General features: G+C 45.5%; 11 protein-coding genes. 4 read left to right on the top strand and 7 right to left on the bottom strand.

Annotated features, from left to right (window positions below):
- Positions 1 to 85 precede the first annotated feature (85 nt).
- Positions 86 to 754 carry an oxygen-insensitive NAD(P)H nitroreductase gene (gene nfsB, locus LU290_RS04570; RefSeq protein ID WP_277809363.1) on the top strand — a complete coding sequence of 223 codons (669 nt, stop codon included), beginning with the start codon at positions 86 to 88 and terminating at the stop codon, positions 752 to 754.
- 179 nt (positions 755 to 933) lie between these two features.
- Here nfsB and LU290_RS04565 read toward each other — a convergent pair whose 3' ends face one another.
- Together LU290_RS04565 and gpmI are read right to left on the bottom strand one after the other, a co-directional pair.
- On the bottom strand, positions 934 to 2,364 hold the full coding sequence (locus LU290_RS04565; protein ID WP_277809362.1) for a S41 family peptidase: 1,431 nt from the start codon (positions 2,362 to 2,364) through the stop codon (positions 934 to 936).
- 138 nt (positions 2,365 to 2,502) lie between these two features.
- The gene (gene gpmI, locus LU290_RS04560; protein ID WP_277809361.1) at positions 2,503 to 4,068 is read right to left on the bottom strand and encodes a 2,3-bisphosphoglycerate-independent phosphoglycerate mutase; all 1,566 of its coding nucleotides are present in this window, start codon (positions 4,066 to 4,068) and stop codon (positions 2,503 to 2,505) included.
- Positions 4,069 to 4,269: 201 nt separating this feature from the next.
- Here gpmI and LU290_RS04555 point away from each other — a divergent pair, with 201 nt between their 5' ends.
- Both LU290_RS04555 and LU290_RS04550 read left to right on the top strand, forming a co-directional pair.
- Entirely contained in the window at positions 4,270 to 4,968 is a 699-nt protein-coding gene (locus LU290_RS04555) for an AzlC family ABC transporter permease (protein ID WP_277809360.1), read from the top strand.
- A 52-nt stretch (positions 4,969 to 5,020) separates the two neighbouring features.
- Positions 5,021 to 5,350 (top strand): branched-chain amino acid transporter permease, encoded by a 330-nt coding sequence (locus LU290_RS04550; RefSeq protein ID WP_277809359.1) that lies wholly within the window; start codon positions 5,021 to 5,023, stop codon positions 5,348 to 5,350.
- Positions 5,351 to 5,377: 27 nt separating this feature from the next.
- Here LU290_RS04550 and LU290_RS04545 read toward each other — a convergent pair whose 3' ends face one another.
- From LU290_RS04545 to LU290_RS04525, 5 genes are all read right to left on the bottom strand, one after another.
- A complete protein-coding gene (locus LU290_RS04545) occupies positions 5,378 to 5,959 on the bottom strand; it encodes a uracil-DNA glycosylase family protein (RefSeq protein ID WP_277809358.1) in 582 nt (193 codons plus the stop codon).
- A 120-nt stretch (positions 5,960 to 6,079) separates the two neighbouring features.
- A complete protein-coding gene (locus tag LU290_RS04540; RefSeq protein WP_277809357.1) occupies positions 6,080 to 6,739 on the bottom strand; it encodes a barstar family protein in 660 nt (219 codons plus the stop codon).
- A 107-nt stretch (positions 6,740 to 6,846) separates the two neighbouring features.
- Positions 6,847 to 7,401 (bottom strand): DUF8453 domain-containing protein, encoded by a 555-nt coding sequence (locus LU290_RS04535; RefSeq protein ID WP_277809356.1) that lies wholly within the window; start codon positions 7,399 to 7,401, stop codon positions 6,847 to 6,849.
- A 12-nt stretch (positions 7,402 to 7,413) separates the two neighbouring features.
- Entirely contained in the window at positions 7,414 to 9,543 is a 2,130-nt protein-coding gene (gene uvrB, locus LU290_RS04530; RefSeq protein ID WP_277809355.1) for an excinuclease ABC subunit UvrB, read from the bottom strand.
- Positions 9,544 to 9,842: 299 nt separating this feature from the next.
- Positions 9,843 to 10,208, bottom strand: coding sequence for a hypothetical protein (locus tag LU290_RS04525; protein WP_277809354.1), 366 nt, complete (start codon positions 10,206 to 10,208; stop codon positions 9,843 to 9,845).
- 508 nt (positions 10,209 to 10,716) lie between these two features.
- Between LU290_RS04525 and ppk2 the strand changes: the two genes are divergently transcribed.
- Positions 10,717 to 11,808 (top strand): polyphosphate kinase 2, encoded by a 1,092-nt coding sequence (ppk2, locus tag LU290_RS04520; protein WP_370688545.1) that lies wholly within the window; start codon positions 10,717 to 10,719, stop codon positions 11,806 to 11,808.
- The last annotated feature ends 75 nt before the right edge of the window (positions 11,809 to 11,883 follow it).

Here is an 11,883-nt window from a genome sequence, read left to right as displayed (position 1 = left end):
CACACCCATTTTTAAAAGACACGCTCAGCCTACCATGCAAGTCATGGAAAGTGTCAGCTTTTAAGGTAAATATTTAGGAGACCACATGCACGATTTGACACTCAACGCAGCCGCATTAAGCCAAGCTCGCCACACCTGTAAAGCTTATGATAAAAACAAACGCATTGACGATGAGACTTTAAGAATGCTGTTAGAATCACTGCGTCTTGCGCCATCGTCAATCAACATTCAGCCGTGGCGGTTTTTGGTGGCGGACAATGACACCACCAAAACACGCATCGCTACGAGCATGACTGATGGCGATGCGCATAATGCACCAAAGGTCATGAACGCCTCGCACACGCTCATTCTTTGCACTCGCACCACACTGGATGACTCACATCTCCAAAAAATCCTAGATGCCGAAGAAAAAGCAGGCAGATTTCAAACGCCGCAAAGCAAAACCGCTCGGCTAAGCCTGTGCCAAAATTATCTCAATGAATACGCCAAAGACCCCGTCCTACTCGCCCGCTGGGCAGAGCAGCAGACTTTCATCGCCTTAGGGCATCTGCTGATGACGGCAAAGCTTGCTGGCGTCGATGCCACGCCGATCGGCGGTTTTAATGCCGATGTCATCAATCAAGCATTTGATCTGCCAAATCAGGCACTCACCGCCAGCGTCATAGTCAGCCTTGGCTATGGCAGCGATGAAGATTTTAATAAACACCTGCCCAAAGCACGACTTGACTTTGATGAAGTGTTTGCATTTATTTAATCAGCTTTTTAGGTGCGCTGCGCCATCATGTATTTTGCCAATAAAAAAGAGCGATAATTCATCGCTCTTTTTGTCGTTTTAGGCGTATTGGCAAGATAAACCTGTCATCACTGGCTTTTAAATATACCATCACCGTCTTTTCACTGATAAACCAACTTTTAACTGGCAAATCAAAACCACTAAAACCCACCAACAGGCGCAAACTCAATGCCCTCAGCAAGCTTACCTTCCTCCATGACCAACAGTGCCTGATCCAGCCAGTCGTCAGTGAGCGATGTGCTTGCTGACGCACCTTTGGCAGGCATATCTTGGCTTATGGGCGCTGCTTTGTCAGTTTGTGGTGGATTTAGCACCAAATCAGGCTTGACACCAACCTTGTCAATCTGCCCACCCTCTGCGGTGAGATAATGTGCGGTGGTGATTTTCACCGCTTGATTGTCTGCGATGGGAATCACTGACTGCACCGAGCCTTTGCCGTAGCTTGTCTCACCGATGATGAGCGCACGCTTTTGGGTCTGTAAGCTGCTTGATAAAACTTCTGCTGCCGATGCAGAGTAGCGGTTTTGTAGGATGATGAGCGGAATTTCATCAAGCAGCGGCGAGCCTGTCGTGTGCATCACCCGCTCAATACCATCTCGACCTTGCACCTGTGTGACGACCTGATTGCGCATGAACAGCGACGCCACATCCACCGCCGACTCCAAGACGCCACCCGGATTGTTACGCACATCGATGATCATGCCTTGTATCGGCACGCCTGCACTGGCAACACCATTTAAAATCTGCTCACGAGTATTTGCCTGAAAAACAGGCAGCTTAATGATGATGATACCACCCTTGACCATCGCCTCGATGTTGGACTGCGTCTCGTGCGTGCGTTCAAGCGTCTTGGTGAGCTTGGAGCGTCCCGCCTTAGAAAAAGTCACATCCACCTTGCTGCCTAAGATGCCATTGAGCAGCTGAGCGACATCATTGGCGCTTTGCTGGATGGATAGCCGCACATCGCCAATCTGATGCAGATAATCCCCCACCTGTATGCCAGCTTTGGCGGCAGGTGAGTCGGCGATGACCCGCTCAACGACCCAATGCCCTGCCCGCTCTTGCCAAACAGCGCTCACCCCCACATCCGCCACCTTGCCCACGGTAAAAGACTGCAAGCTTTCAAAAGCTTTGGCGTCCAAAAACTCAGCATGACTGTCAATCTTATGGAGCATGCCGTTGATGGCGTGATAAAACAGCTCATCGTCGTTGGTCTGCTCTGGATACTCACGGCGCACCAGATCGATGACCGACACGAAGGTTTTTAGCGTATTTGGCGAGATGGCGTTGAGCGGTACTCGCCCTTGGTGTAGCCCCTCAATGCCGTGCAATGTGTTTGGCTGAGTGTCAAGCACATCAAGCGCAATGTCTTGTGTCTGCGCCAAGCTTTCATCATCTGGCACACTCTCGCCCGCCTGCACCGTTTGCTCATCAGGCGCATCGATGATGCCAAAAAAGCTCGCCATCTTAGCGATTGGCTTGGGCAGCTCTGCTTGGGCAGGCAGTGGACTTGCCATCATCAGTGCAAGCAAAGTCAAAGTGGGTAATTGTTTTTTAGCCATATTTTTCATAACCATGCCTTAAAAATGCCGCCATTTACAAAAGCCAATCTAAAACATCTTAGTATCTAATTAGCATCTAAATAACACCTAAGCCGTACGCTTAACGGTGAGCATTTTTAAATACTCACCCATGCACATCAAGGCAAATCAGATTTCAACAAGCAGGCTCTCACCTGTCATCTCGGCAGGCTTTTCCATGCCCATCAGGTGCAAAATGGTCGGTGCCACATCGCACAATTTACCACCTGTGCGGACGCTCAGCGCTTTATCGCCCACATAGATGAACGGCACAAGCTCGGTGGTGTGCTGTGTATGCACCTGACCACTTTCGTAGTCTTGCATTTGTTCGCAGTTGCCGTGGTCGGCAGTGATGAGCAGATGACCGCCCGCCTGACGCACGCCATCTACAATCACGCCAATACACTCATCAACCGCTTCTACCGCCTTGACCGCCGCCTCAAACACGCCAGTATGACCCACCATGTCGCCATTGGCATAGTTGATGACAAGCACATCAAACTCACCAGATTCAATGGCGGCTTTGAGCTTGTCAGTTACTTCATAAGCACTCATCTCAGGCTTTAAATCATAAGTCTTAACATTTGGACTGTTTACCAAAATACGCTGTTCGCCCTCGTACAGCTCTTCTCGACCACCGCTAAAGAAAAAGGTAACATGGGCGTATTTTTCGGTTTCGGCGATACGCAGTTGGGTTTTGCCATTGTTTTGTAAATATTCGCCAAGCGTATTGGCAAGGCTGGTCGGATAATAGGCAATCGTGGTTTTGGCATTATTTTCAAGTTCGTCCGAATATTTGGTCAGCATGACATAAGCGGACAATGCTGGCGCGACTTTACGCTCAAAACCATCAAAATCAGCATTCACAAACGCCTGCGAAATCTCTCTGGCACGATCGGCACGGAAATTCATAAAAATCACCGCATCGTTGTCGCAGATGATGCCATTATCATCAATGATGGTTGCTTGGATAAACTCGTCCGTCTCGCCTGCCTCGTACGCCAAACGCACCGCATCGCTTGCCGACTGTGCCTCACGCACCGCCTTAGCTTGGGTAAGTAGCTCATAAGCCGACTGCACACGATCCCAGCGTTTGTCTCTGTCCATCGCAAAGAATCGCCCAATCATGCTGGCGATTTTTGCCTCGCCTTCAAACTCGCCATTCACTTCTTCCAAAAACGCCTCAAAATCAGCCACATAGCCATCGGCAGACTTAGGCGGCGTGTCTCGACCGTCCATAAAACCATGCACAAACACCTGCAATGCCCCTTGCTGCAGCGCCAAACGCACTGCTGCCTTCATATGGTCGATGTGTGCATGAACTCCGCCATCAGAGAGCAATCCCAAAATATGCACCGCCCCCTCTTCATCGTTAGCGGCTTTGACGGCATTGATCAGGGTTTGATTGGCGAAAAAATCGCCTGTATTGATGTCATTCATGATACGAGTAGAATCTTGGAACAAAATGCGTCCTGCACCCAAATTCATATGCCCCACTTCTGAATTGCCAAACTGACCATCAGGCAAACCCACATCCATGCCTGAGCCTGAAATCAGTCCGTTTGGGCAACTTGCCGTCAATGCGTCTAAATTTGGCGTGTTGGCAGCAAGCACCGCATTGTCTCTTGGGTCGGTGCGATGTCCAATGCCATCCAAGATCATCAGTACATGCGGGGTCTTTTTGGTCGCCGTCATAAAATTCTCCAAAATTTTCCAAAATTTTTAAAAATACTCGTTTCTTATTGTAGCATATTTCAGGCAAATTGACACATCAAGCACCAAAATTTCGCACACATCAAACCTTGACAAAACCCTGATAAAGCCTTTATTTTAAGCGTGCTTTGGCTTATAATAACGCCTTTTTACTTGCCGATTTTATCTTAGTCATCTCATCATATGTCTCGCCCATCATCTGCCACCATCAAGACCGCTTTTATTCATAGCTTGCCCATTTTGTCGGGATTTTTGTTTTTGGGCATGGCGTATGGCGTGTATATGCGGACTTTGGGATTTTCGGCGCTATACCCCATCTTGATGGCGTTGTTTATTTTTGCAGGCTCGGTGGAATTTATCATGGCAAGCGTTCTGCTCGCCACTTTTAGCCCCATGTCGGTGCTACTTTTGATTGGCATGATCAGTGCCAGACAGATTTTTTATGGCATTTCCATGCTTGATCGCTTCAAAGACACCAAAGGGCTTGGCAGGCTGTATCTCATCAGTGCGATGACGGACGAATCTTTTGCCATCAATTATTCTGCCAAACTGGACGATGGCATTGATAAAACTTGGTTCATGCTACTGGTTACCTTATTTTTGCACATTTATTGGGTGACCGGCTCGGCGATTGGTTCGGTGCTGACGGACATTTTACCCTTTGACTTCAAAGGCTCAGAATTTGCCATGACGGCGCTGTTTTTGGTAATTTTTTTGGAGCAATGGCTCAAAGAAGACAGCCACATCAGCGGTCTGATTGGGCTTGGTGTCAGTGCTTTATCACTCGTCATTTTTGGCAAAGACAGCTTTTTAATCCCCGCAATGGCGGGTATTTTGGTGCTATTGGGCGTGTTTCGCTCTCGCCTGCGTGCGTATCATTAGGCGTATCTTGGGCAGTATTTGGGTAAAAGTTGGGTAGTACTTAGGGCAAATCATGACCATCATCGAGCAACTCATCACCATCTTAACCGCCATCATCGCTGTGCAGTTTTGTCGGCACATTGCGTTCATCGCCTTTCCTGCTCATAAGCCCATCCCAAAATTCGTCCAATATCTTGGCAAAGCCCTGCCTGCTGCGGTGTTTGGTCTTTTGGTGGTGTATTGTTATAAAAATGTCCATCTGCTTGAAGGGCATCACGGCTTGCCAGAATTCATCGCAGGGCTTGTGGTCATCGTGCTACACGCATGGCGACGCAATATGTTTTTGTCCATCGGCGTTGGCACTTGCCTGTATATGTTTTTGGTGCAAAAATTTTTTGTATAAAGTAGCAAGTCTAAGATTGGCAAAACCCTAGTCAACATCAAAAATCCGCTCAAACACCGCCTGATAATACTCTGCCTTTTTCTCAGTCGCCAAAGGATATGCCCGAGACGATGACGGCAAACGGTATAACTGCACCTTTCTATCACCAATCATCATCTTAACACTTTCGCCCACTTTTGGGGCGGGGGCGTCATAACGCTGACACAAAATCTGGCTTGCCTTTTCGCCTGTGGTAATCAGCGTATGGCAATTTGGCAGTTTATCCAGCAATGCCTTGATGTCTTGTTCTGTTACCACCTCCAAAAATTTATCCGATGCGTTATTCGCAAGGCGTTTGATTTGATAGGCGGTATCGCTAATCGCAATGCCTTGTTCATTTAAAAATTCTTTGATTAATTGTTCTTTAAAAGTTTTATTAACAATGTCTATAAAATGATGTTTATCCTTATAAAATACCAACCCCAAAATTCGCCACATATCGTTATTAAAATTAGGATAATAAAAGTCCATTTTCCAGCGTGACTTCGGCGGCGGAAAACTGCCCAATATCAACACTTTGGCATCAGGCGGGGTAAAAGGGGCAAGTGGATGGGTTTCTGGGTTGTTCATAGTTTGATATGGTTTGGGGGTTTTGGTAATTAAAAGGTAAGGTGCGTATTACGCACCGTTTCTAAATAAAATATCTTAAATGGTGCGATGGGTAAGCACCTTACAATCCACCTATCAAAATTACCCTATGGTTAATTTTACATTTCTACTTGTCAGTATATCAACAATATCATTTTTATAACAAAAATCATTACACTCAAAATTATGCCATTTTAAATGAATATCTTTAATTTTGTATATATCAAAACACTCATCAAAACCATCTAAATCCGAGCCAAAATAAGCCCCAATTCCGATTAAGCTTTCTGCAAAATAACACAGAAAATCATTTTTTGTTTGAATGTTTTTTCCATCGATTTCCAAAAAATGATTATAATGACAGTGATTTCTGCAATAAAAATAACTTGACCTTAACCATAAAAATTTCTCTTTATCGCTATAATTAAGCCAAGAAAATTTTTGCTTTGTTATCATTGTATTGATATAATAAAACAAATTATTTTCAAAAACTTCATCAAACGCCAAGCATTCATCAATGGTTATCACAATACAATCCCCATTGATTAAGATTTTTTGAAAACTTGACACAAAAATTTTGGATAGCTTTCTCAAATAATTTTCTACAAAAATTTCAACCCTATCAAAAGCTTGCAAATTGATTTGTAAAGCCTTCGCTTTGGTTTTTATTTGCAAAATTTGCTGTTGCTTACAGAAAATTTCATTAGATTTGATGGAATAAATCTCATCATTGGTATGAGTGAAAAAATTGATAAGATACATGTTTCATTCCAATAATAATTGTCAAGTATCGTAGCCCCAACCCTTGGCACTATAAATCCTTTTGCTGGTTTTTAATTTGACGAAGTTTGTAGTGGCGGTGTAGAGACTTAGATTTTATCATCAATTTTGTCCAACACTTGTCTAATTTTTTTCACTTCTTCGGTTAAGTTTTTTAATTCAACTCTAACACTGCCATAATTAACAGGAAGTCCGGACATTTCTCTAATATCAATCACAGACACATCCTTGCCTTTAGGATACCATAATTTTAAAGGGTTTCTATATTTATAATAAGCCTTTATTTCCAAAGGTTGCTCATTTAAAGCCTCCATCAAACCATAAAATTGCCCCCATTCATACACAAACTCTTGTTGAGGATTGAAAACTTTTATTCCATAGCTAAAAATTCCAGATTCAAAAAATTCATTCGGATTTTCTAATTTGAGTAATCCAAAAGCGCTTCTTGGAATCGGTCTATCACTTACAAACTTAACATCATACGCTATATCATTACCAATGTTTTTCACCACAAGATTAATGATTGTTTTCTTATTTTTGTGCATTTGAGCAAATATAATGATTTTTGGTTTAAGATTATTTGCAAAAACCATATACGCAATCAACACAGATAATAAAGATATTACAATGGTTAAAACACTCATTAATCCCATCGCCTACCCCACCAATCGCTCTTTTAGTGCCAAGACAGTATCACGCACACGAGCCGCTTCTTCAAATTTTAGCTCGCCAGACAAAGCTTTCATTTGCTTTTCAAGACGGGCGATTTCTTTGACAATCAGCTCTGGTCGGCGCAGAATCTCTTCATCCACGCCTGCGATGGCGGTTTGGTTGATGATGGTGCTGCCCAAAGCGTGCATCGCCTCTTCCTCACCCGTATCGATCTTGTCAGTGATGGCACGGCTTGCCGATTTTGGCGTGATGCCATGCGCCTCATTAAAGGCGATCTGCTTGGCACGGCGGCGCTCAGTTTCTTCCATCGCCTTTTGCATACTCGGGGTGATGCTGTCGGCGTACAAAATCGCCTTGCCGTTGATGTGGCGAGCCGCCCGCCCGATGGTCTGGATGAGCGAGCGCTCCGAGCGCAAAAAGCCTTCTTTATCGGCATCAAAAATCGCCACAAGGCTCACCTCAGGCATATCAAGCCCCTCACGCAGAAGGTTGATACCCACCAAGACATCGTGCACGCCTGTGCGAAGTTCGTGGATGATTTTCATGCGCTCGACCGTGTCGATGTCCGAATGCAAATACGCCACTTTAATGCCATATTCTTTTAAATAGCTCGTCAAATCCTCCGCCATGCGTTTGGTGAGTGTGGTAATGAGCACTCGCTCGTTCAAGGGCTTTCGTAGGTTGATCTCGCCCAGCACATCGTCCACTTGGGTAAGCACAGGGCGGATTTCAAGCACAGGATCGACAAGACCTGTCGGGCGCACGACCTGCTCCACCACCTGCTCGCTTTGTTCAAGCTCATAAGCGGCGGGCGTCGCTGAGACATAGATGGTGGCAGGCTTGATGCGCTCCCACTCTTCAAATTTCATCGGACGGTTGTCCATCGCACTGGGCAGACGAAAGCCATAATTCACCAAAGTCTCTTTGCGGCTGCGGTCGCCCTTATACATCGCCCCAATCTGCGGCACGGTGACATGACTTTCGTCAATGAATAGCAGCGCATCCTCTGGCACATAATCAAACAAAGTCGGCGGTGCCACGCCAGCAGGTCGCCCAGACAGATGACGAGAATAGTTCTCAATGCCGTTACAGTAGCCAAGCTGCTGAATCATTTCAAGGTCGTACTGCGTGCGCTCTTTGATGCGCTGCGCCTCGATGAGCTTGTCGTTATTTCTAAAATACTCCAACCGCTCGGCAAGCTCCGCCTTGATGGTCTCGCTCGCCGCTTCCAGTTTTTCTCGTGGCGTCACATAGTGCGACTTGGGATAAATGGTGATGCGTGGGGCGGTACGGACATTTTTGCCCGTCAAAGGGTCGAACCAGACGATTTTTTCCACCTCATCATCAAACATCTCAATGCGCACGGCAAGGCTCTCGCTCTCGGCAGGATAAATGTCCAAAGTCTCACCCCGAATACGATAAGTACCCCGCCCAAAGTCAAGCTCGTTGCGCTCGTATTGCAGTTCCACCAGACGCTTAATAAGTGCGGTGCGGTCGAGACGGTCGCCCACGACGATGTGCAGGAGCATTTTTAGGTAGCTTTCTGGGTCGCCCAAGCCATAAATGGCGGACACACTGGCGATGATGATCGCATCACGGCGCTCTAACAAGGCACGCGTGGCAGACAGTCGCATTTGGTCAATGTGGTCGTTAATCGCACTGTCCTTTTCAATAAAAGTATCAGACGCTGGCACATACGCCTCAGGCTGATAATAATCGTAGTATGAGACAAAATATTCCACCGCATTGTGCGGAAAAAACGCCTTAAACTCGCCGTACAGCTGAGCGGCAAGCGTCTTGTTATGCGCCATGATGATCGCAGGTCGCCCAAGCTTGGCGATGACTTTTGCCATCGTGTAGGTCTTGCCAGAGCCAGTTACGCCAAGCAAAAGCTGCTCTTTTTTGCCCGCACGCACGCCCTCCACCAAGCCTTCGATGGCGGTTGGCTGATCGCCTGCTGGCTCATAATCACTCACCAAATCAAAGGCTTGGCTACTGATCTGCGTGCCAGAAACATTGACGCCCGTCAGCTCGGCGGACTCTTGGAGCTGTTTGGCAAGTTGGTTTAGGTGGCGGTCTTGTCGAGTGGTGTTTTTGGTGTCTGGGATTCGCATGTGTCAAATTATCATCTTAGGTAATGGCAATAAATAGTGCTTGCCATTATGGTGGCGATGAGCAGATTTTGCAAGGGTGGTCGGGCGTCGCTTGCTTGGTAGATTGGCATACACACCAATCGAACGCAAAATTTGGTACAAATTTGTAGGGGCAGATCACATTTGCCTTATACAAACCTTCAATTGCTGGGCGAATATTATCCGCCCCTACGGCACAAGGTTTGTTTGTATCATTTTTAAGGTTCTGTTGGTATGCTTAAAATTTGGCAAATTTAATGCGCTGCAATATAAATGCTGGGTCACGCTTTTAATTCAAGAACTGTGCTAAGCTGCTGTCTGGACACTTGCCATGTTGAAATGCCGTTTGTTCTTGCATCTAAGTAAAGATAAAAATGCTCGATGCGATCCGGATTAAAATAATAGATGGGAAAATATTCAGAAAAGCTGTCAAAAATTTTATCATAATAATGACTTGTCGTAAGAACCTTTTCATCTTGTGTGACAAAAACAAAGCTTTCAGTGATAAGAAACTCATCATCACCGATGTCATCACAAAGCGGATAGGCCGCCTCTTTTGTAAAAACAGTATAAAAATGCATCATTTTGACATGGTCTTTTGCCGTTTCATAATGTTTAATCAAACAAACCGTACTGCCTGTGTCCAATAGCAACCTAACAGCATCTTTCCACTGCTGAACATACTGCTCAAACTGCCAATCTTTTGTGCATAATTCAAAAGATTCGTAATCATCGCCTAAAAGGATTTTGGCAGTTTTGTTTTTGGGTCAATTGTTATTAGATTTTTCATACGGCAGTCTATCATGTGCGCAGGTTTGTGCATTTGAATCGGAAACAAAAAAGCTGGTTGAAATTACGACGGCGATTGCTAGGATTTGCAAGGGTTTTGAGAGAGTTTGACAGGTTAGTCTAAATATTTTCTAAATATTTCAAACCATCTTAATGTCAATTGCATCTCGCCCCCATAACAAAATCCCACCCTATAACTGCAAAACATATTTCATCAAAAAATCTTTATAAAATCGACAAATTCATCAGAATTTTAGATATATTCATCAGAGTAAACACATTGCCACATGATATAGAAAGTGGTAATATAAAACATGAAAAAGAAACAAACCTTTAATTTTTTTTCATTTTCATTAGGAGTGTGTCATGTCAACCGACGGCAAAACCATCAATAAACCCCCAAGAACTCGCCGCACCACCAAAATCACCCCCAAAGCTGAAAAAGCGCTCATGCCAAGCACCGCAAGCCAGCTTGAAGATTTACTGACTCATGCCACCCCTGATGATCTTGCAGAAGTTGAGCAGCTGCTCAGCCACTACCTTCCCTCCACCGCCCATCAGGTTTCCAATCAGCTGCGTGGCGACAAATCCAAAGACACTCAGCTGTCAGACAACTGGCGTGAAGGCGGCTATCCATACAAATATCGCCTAAGCCGCAAAAACTACGAAGCACAAAAATACAAATTACAAATCGAACTGCTCAAACTACAACACCACATCAAAGCCACAGGGCAAAAGCTTGTCATCATCTTTGAAGGTCGTGACGCTGCTGGTAAGGGCGGCACCATCAAGCGTTTCATGGAGCATTTAAATCCTCGTGGCGCCAGAGTCGTCGCCCTAGAAAAACCCACCGAGCAAGAAAAGGGTCAGTGGTATTTTCAGCGCTATGTTCAGCACCTACCGACCTCAGGCGAGATCGTGCTCTTTGACCGCTCTTGGTACAACCGTGCGGTGGTAGAGCGTGTGATGGGCTTTTGTACAGACACAGAATACCAGACCTTCATGCACCAAGTGCCAGAGTTTGAAAAACATCTGATCGAATCTGGCATTCAGCTGGTAAAATTCTGGTTCTCGGTATCAAGAGATGAGCAAAAAGCACGCTTTGCCAGCCGTGAAAACGACCCATTAAAACAATGGAAACTCTCGCCAGTCGATAAGGCATCTTTGAATAAATGGGATGATTACACCTTGGCAAAAGAAGCGATGTTCTTTAATACCGACACCGCCGAGTCGCCTTGGATTGTCATCAAATCCGACTGCAAAAAGCGTGCCAGACTTAACGCCATGCGCTATGTATTAAACAAGCTCAATTATGAAAATAAAGACGCTTCTCAGATTGGCAACATCGATCCGCTCATCGTCGGTCGTGCAGGCGCATTGTACGAAAAAGACGAGCGCACCGATCTTGCGGTCAGTGTCGCCCGAGTCGCAGCGACCAAAGCCACTAAGGACAAATAAGCCTTATAAGCTTTCACAAAAAATACCGCGATGTGCGGTATTTTTTATCTTTTACATTTATCAAAGCCAAAAAAT

Origin of the sequence: Moraxella nasibovis (assembly GCF_029581575.1) — a bacterium.
Classification (GTDB): domain Bacteria; phylum Pseudomonadota; class Gammaproteobacteria; order Pseudomonadales; family Moraxellaceae; genus Moraxella; species Moraxella nasibovis.
The sequence above is the reverse complement of the archived record's forward strand: the minus strand, read 5'-3'. Positions and strand labels throughout refer to the sequence as shown.

Excerpts from the sequence above, each read along its gene's own strand:
- nfsB (WP_277809363.1), top strand. The coding sequence starts at position 86 with ATGCACGATTTGACACTCAACGCAGCCGCATTAAGCCAAGCTCGCCAC.
- LU290_RS04565 (WP_277809362.1), bottom strand. The coding sequence starts at position 2,364 with ATGAAAAATATGGCTAAAAAACAATTACCCACTTTGACTTTGCTTGCA.
- gpmI (WP_277809361.1), bottom strand. The coding sequence starts at position 4,068 with ATGACGGCGACCAAAAAGACCCCGCATGTACTGATGATCTTGGATGGC.
- LU290_RS04555 (WP_277809360.1), top strand. The coding sequence starts at position 4,270 with ATGTCTCGCCCATCATCTGCCACCATCAAGACCGCTTTTATTCATAGC.
- LU290_RS04550 (WP_277809359.1), top strand. The coding sequence starts at position 5,021 with ATGACCATCATCGAGCAACTCATCACCATCTTAACCGCCATCATCGCT.
- LU290_RS04545 (WP_277809358.1), bottom strand. The coding sequence starts at position 5,959 with ATGAACAACCCAGAAACCCATCCACTTGCCCCTTTTACCCCGCCTGAT.
- LU290_RS04540 (WP_277809357.1), bottom strand. The coding sequence starts at position 6,739 with ATGTATCTTATCAATTTTTTCACTCATACCAATGATGAGATTTATTCC.
- LU290_RS04535 (WP_277809356.1), bottom strand. The coding sequence starts at position 7,401 with ATGAGTGTTTTAACCATTGTAATATCTTTATTATCTGTGTTGATTGCG.
- uvrB (WP_277809355.1), bottom strand. The coding sequence starts at position 9,543 with ATGCGAATCCCAGACACCAAAAACACCACTCGACAAGACCGCCACCTA.
- ppk2 (WP_370688545.1), top strand. The coding sequence starts at position 10,717 with ATGTCAACCGACGGCAAAACCATCAATAAACCCCCAAGAACTCGCCGC.